The sequence below is a fragment of the Herbaspirillum sp. B65 genome, from assembly GCF_000333555.1.
In the GTDB taxonomy this organism is placed as follows: Bacteria; Pseudomonadota; Gammaproteobacteria; order Burkholderiales; family Burkholderiaceae_D; genus Herbaspirillum; species Herbaspirillum rubrisubalbicans.
This window is the reverse complement of record NZ_BADI01000076.1, coordinates 37,978-53,991: the sequence shown is the minus strand read 5'-3', so window position 1 is coordinate 53,991 and position 16,014 is coordinate 37,978. Positions and strand designations below refer to the sequence as shown.

18 protein-coding genes and 1 pseudogene are annotated in these 16,014 nt (G+C 61.1%); 1 reads left to right on the top strand and 18 read right to left on the bottom strand.

Translation table 11 applies throughout. From position 1 onward, the window contains the following. From I5W_RS02080 to I5W_RS02000, 17 genes and pseudogenes are all read right to left on the bottom strand, one after another. On the bottom strand, positions 1–281 hold a 281-nt coding region (locus I5W_RS02080), incomplete at its 3' end, for a HisA/HisF-related TIM barrel protein (protein ID WP_044528001.1). A 78-nt stretch (positions 282–359) separates the two neighbouring features. Next, a complete protein-coding gene (hisH, locus tag I5W_RS02075) occupies positions 360–998 on the bottom strand; it encodes an imidazole glycerol phosphate synthase subunit HisH (protein WP_017453775.1) in 639 nt (212 codons plus the stop codon). A gap of 59 nt (positions 999–1,057) precedes the next feature. Further along, on the bottom strand, positions 1,058–1,654 hold the full coding sequence (hisB, locus tag I5W_RS02070; RefSeq protein WP_017453774.1) for an imidazoleglycerol-phosphate dehydratase HisB: 597 nt from the start codon (positions 1,652–1,654) through the stop codon (positions 1,058–1,060). Between the two features lie 67 nt (positions 1,655–1,721). Beyond that, positions 1,722–2,828 (bottom strand): histidinol-phosphate transaminase, encoded by a 1,107-nt coding sequence (hisC, locus tag I5W_RS02065; protein WP_044527999.1) that lies wholly within the window; start codon positions 2,826–2,828, stop codon positions 1,722–1,724. Further along, positions 2,809–3,645, bottom strand: a complete 837-nt coding sequence (locus tag I5W_RS02060) for a DNA-methyltransferase (protein ID WP_044527998.1) — start codon at positions 3,643–3,645, stop codon at positions 2,809–2,811. The genes hisC and I5W_RS02060 overlap by 20 nt, the downstream gene beginning before the upstream one ends. Before the next feature lies 1 nt (position 3,646). After that, the gene (gene hisD, locus I5W_RS02055) at positions 3,647–4,963 is read right to left on the bottom strand and encodes a histidinol dehydrogenase (protein ID WP_044527997.1); all 1,317 of its coding nucleotides are present in this window, start codon (positions 4,961–4,963) and stop codon (positions 3,647–3,649) included. 39 nt (positions 4,964–5,002) lie between these two features. Further along, positions 5,003–5,653, bottom strand: a complete 651-nt coding sequence (gene hisG, locus I5W_RS02050) for an ATP phosphoribosyltransferase (protein ID WP_044527996.1) — start codon at positions 5,651–5,653, stop codon at positions 5,003–5,005. Then, positions 5,650–6,933, bottom strand: coding sequence for a UDP-N-acetylglucosamine 1-carboxyvinyltransferase (gene murA, locus I5W_RS02045; protein WP_044527995.1), 1,284 nt, complete (start codon positions 6,931–6,933; stop codon positions 5,650–5,652). Before murA ends, hisG begins: the two co-directional genes overlap by 4 nt. 9 nt (positions 6,934–6,942) lie before the next feature. Further along, positions 6,943–7,179, bottom strand: coding sequence for a BolA family protein (locus I5W_RS02040; RefSeq protein ID WP_017453768.1), 237 nt, complete (start codon positions 7,177–7,179; stop codon positions 6,943–6,945). A gap of 55 nt (positions 7,180–7,234) precedes the next feature. Further along, positions 7,235–7,999: an ABC transporter permease gene (locus I5W_RS02035; RefSeq protein WP_017453767.1), complete on the bottom strand. Its 765-nt coding sequence runs from the start codon at positions 7,997–7,999 to the stop codon at positions 7,235–7,237. After that, positions 7,996–8,907, bottom strand: a pseudogene (locus I5W_RS02030) (ABC transporter ATP-binding protein). The gene I5W_RS02035 and the pseudogene I5W_RS02030 overlap by 4 nt, the downstream one beginning before the upstream one ends. A gap of 315 nt (positions 8,908–9,222) precedes the next feature. Further along, positions 9,223–9,516: an STAS domain-containing protein gene (locus tag I5W_RS02025; protein WP_017453765.1), complete on the bottom strand. Its 294-nt coding sequence runs from the start codon at positions 9,514–9,516 to the stop codon at positions 9,223–9,225. Positions 9,517–9,549: 33 nt separating this feature from the next. Further along, positions 9,550–10,191: an MlaC/ttg2D family ABC transporter substrate-binding protein gene (locus I5W_RS02020; protein ID WP_044527994.1), complete on the bottom strand. Its 642-nt coding sequence runs from the start codon at positions 10,189–10,191 to the stop codon at positions 9,550–9,552. 251 nt (positions 10,192–10,442) lie between these two features. Next, positions 10,443–11,183 (bottom strand): MlaA family lipoprotein, encoded by a 741-nt coding sequence (locus tag I5W_RS02015; RefSeq protein ID WP_017453763.1) that lies wholly within the window; start codon positions 11,181–11,183, stop codon positions 10,443–10,445. Between the two features lie 5 nt (positions 11,184–11,188). Then, on the bottom strand, positions 11,189–11,665 hold the full coding sequence (mlaD, locus tag I5W_RS02010) for an outer membrane lipid asymmetry maintenance protein MlaD (protein ID WP_017453762.1): 477 nt from the start codon (positions 11,663–11,665) through the stop codon (positions 11,189–11,191). Positions 11,666–11,728: 63 nt separating this feature from the next. Further along, on the bottom strand, positions 11,729–12,508 hold the full coding sequence (gene mlaE, locus I5W_RS02005; protein WP_017453761.1) for a lipid asymmetry maintenance ABC transporter permease subunit MlaE: 780 nt from the start codon (positions 12,506–12,508) through the stop codon (positions 11,729–11,731). Further along, positions 12,505–13,308: an ABC transporter ATP-binding protein gene (locus I5W_RS02000; RefSeq protein ID WP_026052193.1), complete on the bottom strand. Its 804-nt coding sequence runs from the start codon at positions 13,306–13,308 to the stop codon at positions 12,505–12,507. Before I5W_RS02000 ends, mlaE begins: the two co-directional genes overlap by 4 nt. A 399-nt stretch (positions 13,309–13,707) precedes the next feature. On the opposite strand from I5W_RS02000, the gene ychF reads away from it, so the two are divergent. Further along, entirely contained in the window at positions 13,708–14,799 is a 1,092-nt protein-coding gene (ychF, locus tag I5W_RS01995) for a redox-regulated ATPase YchF (RefSeq protein WP_044527993.1), read from the top strand. Positions 14,800–14,997: 198 nt separating this feature from the next. Here the strand turns inward: ychF and I5W_RS01990 are convergent, their stop codons facing one another. Next, a complete protein-coding gene (locus tag I5W_RS01990) occupies positions 14,998–15,558 on the bottom strand; it encodes a hypothetical protein (protein WP_044527992.1) in 561 nt (186 codons plus the stop codon). Positions 15,559–16,014: the final 456 nt, after the last annotated feature.

Genomic DNA, 16,014 nt, shown 5'->3' with positions numbered 1-16,014 from the left:
GCGGAGCCGCCACCCAGTTGCACCGGGATTTCCTCGACCTCGTTTTCCTCGGCGAAACGGGCGACCACCTGCAGGATGGACTTCACCGCCGCCTCGTTCTTGGGCTTGCCGGCAAAGGCACCGTTGAGGTCCACCAGGTGCAGGCGGCGCGCACCCTGCTTGAGCCAGTGCAGGGCCATTTCCGCCGGATCTTCGGAGAAAACGGTGGCTTGTTCCATATCACCTTGTTTGAGGCGTACGCAATGACCGTCTTTCAGGTCGATGGCGGGTATGAGCAGCATGGCTAGGGGATGACTAGTCAGTAAAAAAAGAGGGGTTATCGAAGCTCAGCAGTGTGATTCTTGCCGGAAAGACAAAAATCAAGGTTTCCAGTGTACGAAATTCCGATACAGCTGCAAACCCGCCGAGGCACTTTTTTCCGGGTGGAACTGGGTAGCAAAGATATTATCGCGTGCCACGGCACAGGCGAAGTCACGACCATACGGCGTCTGGCCGACCACATGGGCGGTCTCGGCCGGCACGGCATAGTAGCTGTGGACGAAATAGAAGAAGGCGTCATCCGCAATCCCTTCCCACAGCGGATGAGTGCGGGTCTGGTGCACATGGTTCCAGCCCATCTGCGGCACCTTGAACAGCGATCCATCATCCTGGCGCAGGCCTTCGAGTTCGAAGCGCACCACCTTGCCGGGCAGCAGGCCCAGGCCGGGAGTGTCGCCTTCTTCACTCCAGTCGAACAGCATCTGCTCGCCCACGCATACGCCGAACAGCGGCTTGGTGCGCGAGGCTTCGAGGACGGCGTCCTGCACGCCCGACTCACGCAAGCTGCGCATACAGTCGGGCATGGCGCCCTGGCCGGGCAGGACCACGCGGTCGGCAGCGCGGATATCGGCGACTTCACCGGAGATGCGCACATCGGCTTCAGGCGCGACATGGCGCAGCGCCTGCGCCACAGAGCGCAGGTTGCCCATGCCGTAATCGACTACAACAATTTTATTCATGGTGAAATTGAACGGCGCTCACGCACCGGAAAACCAGATGATTTAGCGATACCCTGCGTTTACAGGCTGCCCTTGGTCGAGGGAATCGTACCCGCAGCGCGCGCATCGAGCTCGACGGCCATGCGCAGCGCGCGGCCGAAAGCCTTGAACACGGTTTCAGCCTGGTGGTGGGCATTCACGCCACGCAGGTTGTCCACGTGCAGGGTCACCTGCGCATGATTGACGAAACCGTGGAAGAACTCGCTGGTCAGGTCCACATCGAAGGAACCGATCATCGAGCGGGTAAAGGGAATGTGGTATTCCAGGCCGGGACGGCCGGAGAAATCGATCACCACGCGCGACAGGGCTTCATCCAGCGGCACGTAGGCGTGGCCGTAGCGGCGGATGCCCTTCTTGTCGCCGATGGCCTTGGCAAAGGCCATCCCGAGGGTAATCCCCACGTCTTCCACCGTATGGTGCGCATCGATGTGCAGGTCGCCCTTGGCCTGGATATCCAGGTCGATCAGGCCATGGCGGGCGATCTGGTCCAGCATGTGGTCCAGGAAGGGCACGCCGGTATCCAGCTTCTGCTGGCCGGTGCCATCCAGGTTGATGGCAACGCGGATCTGCGTCTCGTTGGTGTTGCGGACGACTTCCGCGGTTCTCGGTGTAGACATGGTCAGGGTTAGACGGGCTTCTATCGTTGGGTAATGCTGGGAGCTTGCCTGGGCGCGATCTTTACCATCACAGTTCGCGCAGTGCTGCTGTCAGGGCCGTCAGGAAGATGGCGTTTTCTTCATCCGAACTGACGGTAATACGCAAACAGTTTTGCAGCAACATATGCATTCTACCGGCATTTTTGACAAGTACCTTGCGCGCCAGTAAAGCGGCAAAGACTTTATCGGCATCCGGGACGCGGATCAAGATGAAATTGGCCGCCGACGGGAACACCTGCACCCCGTCCAGCGCCGCCAGCGCGCTGGCCAGATCGCTGCGCGCCGCACGCAGCCGCGCGGCCTGGGCCTCCAGCACGTGCAGGTGATCCAGCACGAACAGGACGGCCGCTTCGGTCAAGACATTGACGTTATAGGGCGGGCGCACCTTGTCCAATTCACGCAACAGCGCCGGCGCCGCCGACAGGTAGCCCAGGCGCACGCCCGCCAAGCCCAGCTTGGAAACGGTACGCATGACCACCAGGTTGTTGTGCCGCGGCAATGCCGGCATGAGCGTAGAGGCGGCAAAGGGCTGGTAGGCCTCATCGACCACCACCAGGCCATAGGGTGCGGCGGCTTCGATGATGCGCAGCACGTCGGCCATCTCGTAGAGCGTGCCGGTGGGATTGTTGGGGTAGCCGAGCCAGGTGATGACCGGCTTGTGCGTCTCGATGGCCGCCAGCATGGCTGGCAGGTCCAGGCTCAGGTCGGCGCGCAGCGGCACGCCTACGTAGTCCAGCCCGGCCATCTGGGCCGAGATGCCATACATGACGAAGCCCGGCTCCGGTGCCACAATGGTGCGACCGGGCATGGCGCAAGCCACCGAGAGCATGGTGATCAACTCATCCGAACCATTGCCCAGCAATACCTCATAGCCTGCCGGCACCCCCAGGCGCTCGCAGATGGCCGCCTTGAGCTGCGTATAGGACGGCACCGGATAACGGTTCAGCTCCAGCGCAGCCAATCGCTGCGCCAGTTCCTCACGCAGCGCCACCGGCAGCACATAGGGATTTTCCATCGCATCGAGCTTGACCAGTCCCTCCGCCGAGGGCACGTGATAGGAATGCCAGCCGCGCACCACGGGGCGGATCACGTTGGCCACCAGTTGGTCCACGGTCTCAGGCTTGGAGGGATTCATCGTCTTGGCTCGCAGGGGCCGGCGCATCGAGGGCATCAAGGCGCTGGCGGATCAGTTCGCAATAATCGGGGTTGAGTTCGAAACCGGTAAAGTGCCGCCCGCAACGGCGCGCCGCCACGGCCGTAGTGCCACTGCCCATGAAGGGATCAAGCACCACGCCACCCGGCGGACAGGAGGCCTTGACCATGCGCTCCACCACTTCCAGCGGTTTTTGCGTAGGGTGATCGGCGCGCTCCTTGTGCTCGCGATGCAGGCGCGAGACGCTCCACACATCCTTGGGGTTGTAGCCCATCTCCAGCCACTTGGCCCCGACGAAGATGGAGCGCGAACGCGCTTTCTTGGTCTGGGCATCGTAGGGAATGCGGATGGCATCGAGATCAAAGAAATAATCCTTGGCGCGGGCAAAGAAGCCGATGGTGTCATGTACCGAGGAATAACGCCGCACGCTCCCCCCCATGGAGGGCACGCGACGGTCCCAGATGATTTCGTTGATCATGGTCATGCGCTGCTTCAACATCACGAAGATCTCCGGCGAATTGCGCCAGGTCAGGAAGATGTAGAGGCTGCCATTGGGCTTCAACTTGGGTAGCGCGGCGTCGACCCATTGCTCGGTCCAGGCCAGATACGCAGCGGTATCAAGCTTGTCGGAATCATTGCCGTAATCCTTGCCCAGGCCATAGGGCGGGTCGGCGATCAACAGGTCGACACTGCCATCGGGAATGCGCGCCAGCCCACCGCCGGCATCCAGCGCATCCTCGCAATACACGCGGTCCAGCCAGCCGGCGCCTGCGAGGGAGTCGGTGGCGGAGGTCATCATGTCACTTCTTGAGCCGCAATTCGGCCGAGCGGGCGTGCGCCTGCAAGCCTTCGCCATAGGCCAGTTCGGCGGCGATCTTGCCCAGCGTCTGCGCGCCCTGTTCCGACACGCGGATCACGCTGGAACGCTTCTGGAAGTCATACACCCCCAGTGGCGAGGAGAAGCGCGCCGTGCGAGAAGTCGGCAGCACGTGATTGGGACCGGCGCAATAATCGCCCAACGATTCGGACGAGAAACGCCCCAGGAACATGGCGCCGGCATGGCGGATCTGGTCGGCCCACTGCTGCGGCTCCTGCGCGGAAATTTCCAGGTGCTCGGCGGCGATCATGTTGGCGATCTCGCAGGCTTGTTCCATATCGCGCACCTTGACCAGCGCGCCACGGTCGGTCAGCGAGGTGCGGATCACGTCCTTGCGCGGCATGTCCTCCAGCAGGCGGTTGATCGAGGCTTCCACCTTGGCGATGTAGTCCGCATCCGGGCACAGCAGGATGGATTGCGCCAGTTCATCGTGCTCGGCTTGCGAGAACAGGTCCATGGCGATCCAGTCGGGATCGGTGGCGCCATCGCAGATCACCAGGATCTCGGAGGGACCGGCGATCATGTCGATGCCCACCACGCCGAACACGCGGCGCTTGGCAGCAGCGACGTAGGCATTGCCCGGACCGACGATCTTGTCCACCTGCGGGATGGTCGCGGTGCCATAGGCCAATGCGCCCACGGCTTGCGCACCACCGATGGTGAAGACACGATCCACGCCGGCAATCGCCGCGGCGGCCAGCACCAGTTCATTCTTCACGCCATCGGGCGTGGGCACCACCATGATGACTTCCTGCACACCGGCCACCTTGGCCGGAATCGCATTCATCAGCACCGACGACGGATAAGCCGCCTTGCCGCCCGGCACATAGATGCCCACGCGATCCAGCGGCGTGACCTTCTGGCCCAGTTCAGTGCCATCGGCTTCGCGATAGAGGAAACCATCGGAGCCGCATTCCTTCTTCTGGCGCTCATGATAGGCGCGCACGCGGTCAGCAGCGGTCTGCAACGCATGGCGGCGGGCCTCGGGCAACCCGGCCAGCGCGGCTTGCAGCGCCTCCTTGCCGATCTCCAGGCCGGCCACGGAAGCGGCCTGTACCCGGTCGAAACGCTGGGTGTATTCCAGCACGGCGGCGTCGCCGCGCGCCTTCACCTCGGCCAGGATGGTCGCCGCAGCGCGGTCGATGGCTTCGTCCTCGCTGGCTTCGAAGGCCAGTACGGCCGACAGCTTGTCACGGAAGCCGGCATCGGCGGAATCGAGTTTTCGGATGGCAATGCTCATGGTCTCACCTGCTCTGCGAAGATATCTGGGGTCGTGGAATTACTTGGCCTTGGATGCCTTCTCGAAGGCATCGAGAATCGGCTGCAAGCGCTCGCGCTTCAACTTCAGCGCGGCCTGGTTCACCACCAGGCGTGAAGAAATGTCGATGATGTGCTCGACTTCCACCAGCTTGTTGGCACGCAACGTGCCACCGGTGCTGACCAGGTCGACGATGGCGTCCGACAGGCCCACCAGCGGACCCAGCTCCATCGAGCCATACAGCTTGATCAGGTCCACGTGCACCCCCTTGGCGGCAAAGTGCTCGCGCGCGGTGTTGACGTACTTGGTCACCACGCGCAGGCGCGCGCCCTGGCGCACTGCGTTGGCGTAGTCGAATCCTTCCTGCACCGCCACCGACAGGCGGCACTTGGCGATGTTCAGGTCGATGGGCTGGTACAGACCTTCACCGCCGTGTTCCATCAGCACGTCCTTGCCGGCCACGCCGAAATCGGCAGCACCGTATTGCACATAGGTCGGCACGTCCGAAGCGCGCACGATGATCACGCGCACATTGGGATCATTGGTGGGCAGGATCAGCTTGCGCGAGGATTCCGGATCCTCGGCCACGGTGATGCCGGCGGCTTTGAGCAGCGGCAGGGTCTCTTCGAAAATGCGGCCCTTGGAGAGCGCCAGCGTCAGTTGTTGGGTCATGATGGTGTGCTTTTCTGGAATCGGAAAACTTTACTTGATGCGTCGATATCGGCACCGATGGCCGAGAGCTTGGCTTCCATGCGGTCGTAGCCACGGTCGAGGTGGTAGATGCGCTCCACCACCGTCTCGCCCTTGGCCGCCAGACCGGCGATGACCAGCGAAGCCGAAGCGCGCAGGTCGGTGGCCATCACGGGCGCACCGAGGAATTTTTCCACGCCGGTGACGATGGCGGTATTGCCTTCCACATCGATGGCCGCGCCCAGGCGATTCAACTCCTGCACGTGCATGAAGCGGTTCTCGAAGATGGTCTCGGTGACGTGGCTGGTGCCTTCGGCCAGGCAGTTCAAGGCCATGAACTGCGCCTGCATGTCGGTCGGGAAGCCCGGGTATTCGGTGGTACGGAAGCTCACCGCCTTGGGACGACGCGCCATCTGGATGCGGATCCAGTCCTCCCCCGAAGTGAGGATGGCGCCGGCTTCGCGCAGCTTGTCCAGCGCGGCATCGAGCAAGCCGGCGCGGGTGCGGTGCAGGGTCACGTCACCCCCGGTGGCCGCCACCGCGCACAGGAAGGTGCCGGTCTCGATACGGTCGGCGATGACTTCATGTTCGGCGCCGTGCAGCTTGTCCACGCCCTGGATCACCAGGCGGTCGGTGCCGATGCCTTCGATCTTCGCGCCCATCTTCACCAGCAGGTTGGCCAGGTCGCCCACTTCGGGTTCGCGCGCGGCATTTTCCAGCACGGTCTCGCCCTCGGCCAGCACGGCGGCCATCAGCAGGTTTTCGGTACCGGTGACGGTGATCATGTCGGTGACGATGCGCGCGCCCTTCAAGCGTTTGGCCTTGGCATGGATGTATCCGGCTTCGATATGAATTTCCGCGCCCATCGCCTGCAGTCCCTTGATGTGTTGGTCCACCGGACGTGAACCAATGGCACAACCACCCGGCAACGACACCTTGGCCTGGCCGAAGCGCGCCAGCAAGGGGCCCAGCACCAGGATCGAGGCGCGCATGGTCTTGACCAGTTCATAGGGCGCTTCGGGACGGGTGATGTCATTGCCGTTCAAGACCAGGTGCTCGCCGTTCTCGCGCACGCGCAGGCCCATCTGGTTCATCAGCTTGGTGATGGTGATCACGTCCTGCAGATGCGGCACGTTGGAGAGGACCAGGTCGCCATCGGTCAGCAGGCCCGCGCACAGGATGGGCAGGGCGGCATTCTTGGCACCGGAAATGGTGAGGTCACCGGAGAGGCGCTGGCCGCCACGGATCAGGAGCTTGTCCATCGTCTTGCCTTATTTCTGGAATTCTTCGGGGGTCAGGGTCTTCATCGACAGCGCGTGGATTTCCTCGCGCATCCGATCGCCCAGCGCGGCATAGACCAATTGGTGGCGCTGGATCAGGCGCTTGCCGGCGAAGGCCTCGGCGACGATGACGGCGGTGAAGTGCTGGCCGTCGCCTTCCACTTCCAGGTGCTGGCAATCGAGACCAGCGGCGATGTAGCTTTTGACGAGTTCGGGTGTGGGTAGCATGTTGTGGCTCTTCACGGGAATAGGGGGAGATGGCGAGGCAGGTGGCGCCAAGGATTCAATGGGAACCTGCGCGCAGCTTGTAGCCGCTCTTGAGCATATGGACGGCCAGGGTAGAGAGCGCCAAGAAGAACACGACGACGATACCGAGGCTGGTCATGGGAGCAATGTCGGACTGGCCGAAGAAGCCGTAGCGAAAGCCATCGATCATATAAAAAAACGGGTTGAAATGCGATACCGCCTGCCAGAACGGGGGCAGCGAGTGTATCGAATAGAACACGCCGGCCAGGAAGGTCAGGGGCACGATCAGGAAATTCTGGAACGCCGCCAGTTGGTCGAACTTCTCGGCCCAGATGCCGGCGATCAAGCCCATGCTGCCCAGGATGCCCGCGCCCAAGAGCGCAAAGACCAGGATCCACAGCGGCGCCACGAAATCGATGTGGCCGAACCAGACGGTCACCACGAACACCCCCGCACCCACTGCCAGCCCGCGCACCACGGCCGCCAGCACGTAGCCGCCGAACATTTCCCAGTGCGACAGCGGCGTCAACAGTACGAACACCAGGTTGCCGGTGATCTTGGACTGGATCAGCGAAGAAGAGCTGTTGGCGAAGGCATTCTGCAACACGCTCATCATCACCAGGCCCGGCACCAGGAAGCCGGTGTAGTTCACGCCTGGATAGACCTGCACGCGATCCTGCAGCACGTGGCCGAAGATCAGCAGGTACAGCAGCGCCGTGACCACCGGGGCAGTGATGGTCTGGGTAGCGACCTTCCAGAAACGCAGGATTTCCTTGTAGAACAAGGTACGGAAACCGATCATTTTTCATCTCCCATGATCTGGATGAAGACATCTTCCAGGTCGGCCTGCTGCAATTGCAGGTCGTCGATCTCTGCGCCCGAGGTCCGCAGCGTGGCCAGGATCGGTTCGACTTCCTGGTAGTCCGTCACGCGCAGCGTGAATTTATTGCCCGCCAACAGCTCTTCGGGATGGGTGACCAGCGCCTTCAAGCCATCGGGCAAGCTGCCGCGCTTCAAGCGCAGCACCATTTGCGAACCGGAGATGCGGCGGATCAGCCCTTCGGTGGAGTCCAGCGCCACCACCTTGCCGAACTTCAACATGGCGATGCGATTGCACAGGGCCTGGGCTTCTTCCAGGTAGTGCGTGGTCAACACGATGGTATGGCCCTCGCGGTTCAGGCGGCCGATGAAGTGCCACAGGGTCTGGCGCAATTCCACGTCGACCCCGGCAGTGGGTTCATCCAGCACGATCACCGGCGGCTTGTGCACCAGCGCCTGGGCCACCAGCACGCGCCGCTTCATGCCGCCGGAGAGCGCGCGCATGTTGGTATCGGCCTTGTTGGTGAGGTCCAAGTTTTCCATGACCTCATCGATCCACTTGTCGTTGTTGCTCAGGCCAAAGTAGCCGGACTGCATCCGCAAGGTCTCGCGCACCGTGAAGAAGGGATCGAACACCAGTTCCTGCGGTACCACGCCCAGCTTCATGCGGGCGGCGCGATAGTCGCTGACGACGTCATGCCCGTGGATGGTGACCGAGCGGAATCGGCCCGGTTCAGGCCGGCGATGATGGAAATAAGCGTGGTCTTGCCAGCGCCCGTTGGGGGCGAGCAAGCCGAAGAATTCACCCTCTTCGACCGCCAGCGACACGCCACCCAGCGCTTGCAGCGACTGGTAGCGTTTCTTGATGTCAGTGATTTGGAGAGCGGCCATGGCCTCGCCCGTTCAATACGTTACTTGCAAGAAAGAAATGAGGAGCAGCCCATTCCATGCGGAATTGGCTGCACGCCTCGCCCTGGCCGCGCCATCGCTCTCTGTGGGAAGAGGCGTGTGCGACGCGACCATATTGTTGTTATGCCATTAACAATGGCGCAGTATTTCGGTTTTGCCCGGCAGGTGAGACGCCGTGCCCAAGGGAAAGGAATCCGCTGTACCAGCCGCCAATGCGCCTGCAAAACCTTCGATTATAGGGGAATTCGATTTTCCGGGCCGCCGCAGACCATCAGGCCGGGCCGCAAGGAGGGACGATCAGTGATGTCGATCGGTGGCGGAGGTGGGTGCGGACGCGCCTTGCAGCAGGGCGGTCACGCCGTAGAGGTCGGCCAGGCTTTGCAGGTTGGCCGGCAGGATGCCGAAGTCCAGCGCGGCGCCACGGCCGGCCGCGGCGCGCCGCCAGGCCAGCAGCGTGGCCACGGCCGAAGAGTCGACCACACTCACGCCGCTCACGTCGATGCTGGCCTGACCGGCGGCGATGGCCGAGAGGCCCTCGCGCAGGACAGCACTGGCATTGGTGAAGGTCAGCGAGGTGCCGGGCTTGAACATGGTGCGCTCTTTCGGATCAGGGATCGGTACAGATTACTTCTTGCCGTTGCCGCGCGAGGCCAACTGCTGGTTCTTGTCGGTCAGCGCCTTGATCAGGCCGTCGATGCCGCCCTTGTTGATCTCGCTGGCGAAGGTGCCGCGATAGGCTTCCACCAGCCAGGCGCCCAGCACGTTGACGTCATACAGCTTCCAGCCGTCGCCCTTCTTTTCCAGGCGATAGCTCAACTGGATGGGCTCGCCACCGCGGGCGGAAATGACTTGCGAATTGACTTCCACTTCGGTGTCGCCAGGCGCGGCGCGCAGCGGCTTGAATTCGATCTTCTGGTCACGCACCTGCGACAGCGCGCCCGAATAGGTGAACACCAGCAGGCTGCGGAACTGGGTGATCAGCTGCTTTTGCTGGTCCGGGGTCGCCTGGCGCCAGTAGCGGCCGGCCGCCAGTTGGGTCATGCGTTCGAAGTCCACGTAGGGCAGGATCTTCTGTTCCACCAGTTGCATGATGCGGGAGTTGTCGCCGGACTGGATGTCCTTGTCGTTCTTGGCGGTATCCAGCACTTCCGAGCTGATGCGCTTGACCAGCGCGTCCGGGGCTTCCTGGGCTGCGGCCACGCCGGAGAAGGACAGCGCGGGGATCGCGAAGGCAGCGATGGCGAAAAGTTTGGTGAGCATCTTCATAAGTTGTTTTCCATTCGAGTCAGCAGAAGGGGCCAGTCACCTCCTCGCACGACTGTGAGCCCCATTAGGGGCAACAGCTTGCGGCAGCAGGCCGGCAACTCCTTCGAAACCCGCCCGAGAGCGGGGTTCCCGTACCGTCACAGATCGGCACGGATGTTACAGATTGAGCGATTGATCTGGATTTCAAGACCACGGCAAGCCGCTGCGCCGCGTGGCCTTGCAACACTCACTACATCCTGCGCATCCCGCCCTTAGGGCTTGATGGCTTCTTCCTTCTGTTCACCGCCACTGGAGGAGGCGCCATTGATCTGGCTCTGGCGACGTTGCAGGTAGGCGTCGCGCACGAAGTCGTACTTGTCCAGCGCGGCATCTTCCAGCAGGGTCGAGGCATCCAGCAACTGGGCACGGCGGTCGACGATGCGCACCACCGCACCGACGTTGCGCCAGCGCACCGGACGCTTGTAGGTCCACAGGTCACCGTACAGGTCCACCGGCATCCCGGCGGTATCACGCACGGTGGAGGGGCCAAAGAACGGCAGCACCACATAAGGACCGGAGCCTACGCCCCACTTGCCCAGGGTCTGGCCGAAATCGGACTTTTCACGCGGCAGGCGCGCTTCGGTTGCCACGTCCAGCACGCCACCCAGACCGAAGGTGGTGTTGATGGCCACGCGCATGAAGGTCGAGACACCCTGCTCAATACGACCCTGCAACAGCTGGTTGATGGACGACCAGACATCGCCGATGTTGCCAAAGAAATTACCCACGCCATGCTGGACCGGCGTCGGTACCACGGTGTCATAGGCTTGCGCGGCCGGCTTCAAGGCCACCTTGTCGACCGTGTCGTTGAAGCTGAACATGGTGCGGTTGAAGCCTTCCAGCGGATCGTTGGGATTATTGCTGGTGCTGGCACAGCCGCTCAGGGCAGCGGCAGCCAGGGCGAAGGCGCCCAGGCGGCCCGCGTAGGCGGTGTTGATGGCTTTTTTATTCATTTGATTCATTTGGAATCATCCTTTCCCTCTGCCGCCTTGCTGTACAGGAATTGACCGATCAGGTTTTCCAGCACGATGGCGGATTGTGTCATCTTAATCGTATCGCCTGCGGCCAGATTGGCCGTGTCGCCCCCCGGCTCGATGCCGATGTATTGTTCGCCCAACAGGCCCGAGGTCAGGATCTTGGCCGAGCTGTCCTTGGGGAATTTGTAGCTCTCATCCATGTTCAACGTGACCACGGCGCGGAAGGTCTGGTCATCGAAACGGATCGAATCCACTCGCCCCACCACCACGCCGGCACTCTTGACGGCCGCACGCGACTTCAGGCCGCCGATGTTGTCGAAGTTTGCCTTGAGGGCATAGGTCTTCTGGCCGAAGGACATGGAGCTCATGTTGCCGACCTTCAATGCCAGGAAAGCCAGTGCCGCCACACCCAGCAGCACGAAGATTCCAACCCAGGCATCCAGTGATTTACGTTGCATAGTCAACCCTTTTATTCACATCGTTGCACCCTGCACGGGCGCTTTATCCATTGCTTGCGGTACTTAGCTGAACATTAATGCAGTCAGCAGGAAATCCAGCCCCAGTACCGTCAGCGAAGCGATCACCACCGTGCGGGTGGTGGCGCGGGCCACGCCCTCGGGCGTGGGTTGCGCTTCATAACCCTGGAACAGGGCCACGAAGGTGACGGCCACGCCGAAGACGATGCTCTTCAACACACCGTTGGCGACGTCATTCCAGACATCCACCCCGCCCTGCATCTGCGACCAGAACGCCCCCTCATCGACACCGATCAGGAGCACGCCCACCACGTAACCGCCCATGACACCCACGGCACTGAAGATCGCCGCCAGCACCGGCATGGAAATCACGCCGGCCCAGAAGCGCGGCGCCACCACGCGTTGCAGCGGGTTCACGGCCATCATCTCCATGGCCGACAATTGCTCGCCAGCCTTCATCAGGCCGATTTCCGCGGTCAGCGAGGTACCGGCACGGCCAGCGAAAAGCAGCGCCGTTACCACCGGCCCCAGTTCACGGGTCAGCGACAAGGCCACCAGCAGGCCCAGCGCTTGCTCGGAACCATATTTATTGAGCGTGTAATAACCCTGCAAACCCAGCACGAAGCCCACGAACAGGCCCGACACCGTAATGATCACCAGCGAATAGTTACCGATGAAATGGATCTGGTCGGTAATCAGACGCGGCCGGCGCAGCAAGCCCAGTGAAGCACCCAGCATATTGACGAACATGCGCGCGGCAAAACCCACGCCGACGGCGAACTCACGCACGCTGCGGCCCAGGGCGCTGACAGCATTGACGATCATGCGCCACCTCCCAGACCCAGATCCTCGGCCAACGACTTGCCGGGATAGTGGAAGGGCACCGGGCCATCGGCCTGGGCATGGACAAATTGCTTCACATAGGGGTCGGTCGATTCACGCATTTCTTGCGGCGTACCCTGTGCCACGATCTTGCCGGCCGACAGGAAATACACATAGTCGGCAATGGCAAAGGATTCATTGACGTCGTGCGAGACCAGGATGGAGGTAGAACCCAGAGCATCATTGAGACGCCGGATCAGGTTGGCCGTCACGCCCATGGAAATCGGATCGAGACCGGCAAACGGTTCGTCATACATGATCAGCGCCGGATCCAGCGCGATGGCCCGCGCCAGCGCCACGCGCCGCGCCATACCGCCGGAAATCTCGGCCGGCTTCAAGGCCGCCGCATTGCGCAGGCCCACGGCGTTCAACTTCATGAGCACCAGGTCGCGGATCAGCGTGTCATCCAGATCGGTATGTTCGCGCAGCGGAAAGGCCACGTTGTCGAACACCGTCATATCGGTAAAGAGCGCACCGTTCTGGAACAACATACCCATCTTGCGACGCAGCAGATACAACTGCTTGGTCGCCAGCGACGGCACGTTTTCGCCATCCACTTCCACCCTGCCCTGCTGCGGCTGCAACTGCCCGCCGATCAGGCGCAGGATCGTGGTCTTGCCCGACCCGGAACCGCCCATCACCGCCACCACCTTGCCGCGCGGGAAGTCCATATGCAGACCGGTCAGAATAGGCCGGTCGCCATAACGGAAATGCAGATCGCGGATTTCAACGATATTAGGCAAAGGGATTCTTTGTGTGCTTTGGAAAACCGACATTGTAGAGCAAATTTTACAAATCGCTTTCAAGAAGGCAATACACCGTGTAAATGGCCAACGCGGAAAAGCCCCGTTCTTAACAAGTTACCTACAAGTTCACGACAGATGACAACTCTTGCCGTCAACCAACTTGTTGACGGCTGGGTCAGTAAAATATTGCATCTCACCGAAAATTCCCATTACGTGGTATGTACGCAACGAAATAGTGCGATTTCGACAATTTTCGAGACGCGACGTATCGTTCATATAGTAGCAATGATGGCGCAATGCCACAGCCTGCACCGAAGACCGATGCTGCGACGCAAAGCTGTGGGTTGGGGCGCGCGGCTTGCTACAATGACGGTTTTGCTTTCGGAAGAATCTGTCATGAGCCTCAAATGCGGCATCGTGGGTCTGCCCAACGTCGGTAAGTCCACTCTTTTCAACGCGCTGACCAAGGCCGGCATCGCCGCCGAGAACTACCCGTTCTGCACCATCGAGCCCAACGTCGGCATCGTCGAAGTGCCCGATCCGCGCTTGAAGGCGCTGGCCGAAATCGTCAAGCCCGAGCGCATCCTGCCGGCCGCAGTCGAATTCGTCGACATCGCCGGCCTGGTGGCGGGCGCCTCCAAGGGTGAAGGCCTGGGCAACCAATTCCTCTCGCACATCCGCGAGACCGACGCCATCGTCAACGTGGTGCGCTGCTTCGAAGACCCCAACGTGATCCACGTCGCCGGCCGCGTGAGCCCGCTGGACGACATCGCGGTGATCCAGACCGAACTGGCCCTGGCCGACATGGGCACGGTCGAGAAAGCCATCCACCGCGAACAGAAGAAGGCGCGCTCCGGCGACAAGGATGCCGCCAAGCTGGTGGCCCTGCTGGAACGCATCATGCCGGCGCTGGACGAAGCCAAGCCGGTGCGCGCCCTGGGCCTGGATGCCGAAGAAATGCTGCTGATCAAGCCGCTGTGCCTGATCACCGCCAAGCCGGCCATGTACGTGGCCAACGTGTCCGACAGCGGCTTCACCAACAACCCGCTGCTGGACCAGTTGACCACCTATGCCCAGGAACAGAACGCCCCCATCGTGGCCATCTGCGCGGCCATCGAAGCCGAGATCGCCGACCTGGACGACGCCGACAAGGCCGACTTCCTGGCCGACATGGGCATGGAAGAACCCGGCCTGGACCGCTTGATCCGCGCCGCCTTCAAGCTCTTGGGCTTGCAGACCTACTTCACCGCCGGCGTAAAGGAAGTGCGCGCCTGGACGATTCCGGTCGGCGCCACCGGCCCGCAGGCGGCTGGCGTGATCCACACCGACTTCGAGCGCGGTTTCATTCGTGCGCAGACCATTGCCTTTGAAGACTTCATCGCCTTCAAGGGTGAGGCGGGGGCCAAGGAAGCGGGCAAGATGCGCGCGGAAGGCAAGGAGTATGTGGTCAAGGATGGGGATGTGATGAATTTCTTGTTCAATGTCTGATTCAATTTAGCTGCTTCAGGCAATTTCATCACGTTGCAGAAATCGCCAAAAAAACTTAAATCCTCGTGAATACGGGGATTTTTTTTGCTTCTTGGTATTGCATGAAGCGCGCCACGGAGGGCGGCCATATTCATGCTTTTTTTTGTTGCCACAGAAGGCGCCGCGGAATGATTCGCATACGGCGGCCTTCTGTAAGGCTCAGTCGGGGTTTGCGCGGATGCAGAGGTCATACTGCTTGGACAGATGGGCGTTGGCTTCGGCAACGAAGGCCTCGGGCACGCTTTCTACAATGGACGATCGCCCCTGCTCCAGGGTGAATATGCCGAAACGGTCTGTTGGAAAATTCAGGAAATCGTAGATCAATAGATAATCCGTGTCCGCCGTATCCTTGTAGCGGCAAACACTTCTCAACAACGGAAGACTCGCCAAGAGGGTATAGATGCTGTAGGAGAAATCAAGGCTGCTGAATTGCCAGATGCCGGTTGCGGAATCGTAGGTCGACATGGTCAGGCCATAGCACTCCGATGATGAGCACCAGCCTTCGAGCGATTCCTTGACCGTTCGCTCTCCGCGCCTAACTTCGCTGTATTCATCAACATCGGCCTGCGTGATCGGCGGGTCGTAGTTGCCCTTGGTGTTCAGCCATTCGACCCAATCGTCGAAATCTGAGGCGACGCTACAGTCGTCGCTTTCCAGGTAATCGGCATACGCCTGCGGGCTCAACTTGACACGCATATAAAATGAAGGTGTGTCGGACATGGTCTGCCTTTCGAAAATGAGTGGACTACTTCATGACTGATGCCGGCGCGCGCAGGCATCTCAGTTGCAAGGGGGTGATTTGCTCGTCGATCTCGACCTCGCACGCGCTGACATCGGCCCCTAGATTCCGTGCCAGCGTCGGCTCGGCGCGGTCATCCAGCGGGAGGTTCGTTCGACATCGATTGGATCGTTTTTTGCCCCGATTCCCACGCGGATCAAATTGAAGTGGAACACGAGGCCAAGCCCCCGGACAAGTCTCTTCAGATTTCCCCCGCCGAATTCCTTAAACTTCTCCACAAAGGCAGTAATCTTTCGAACGACACTTCGTTTCTTGCTTGGATACTGCGGATCAAGCGGACTCATCTAGGGCAGCACGGCATTGAGCCCCGCCCCACTGTCGCGGCAAACTCCGTGGACAATTCAACTGGAAGTCATTCTCGACCTAGAAGGATGACC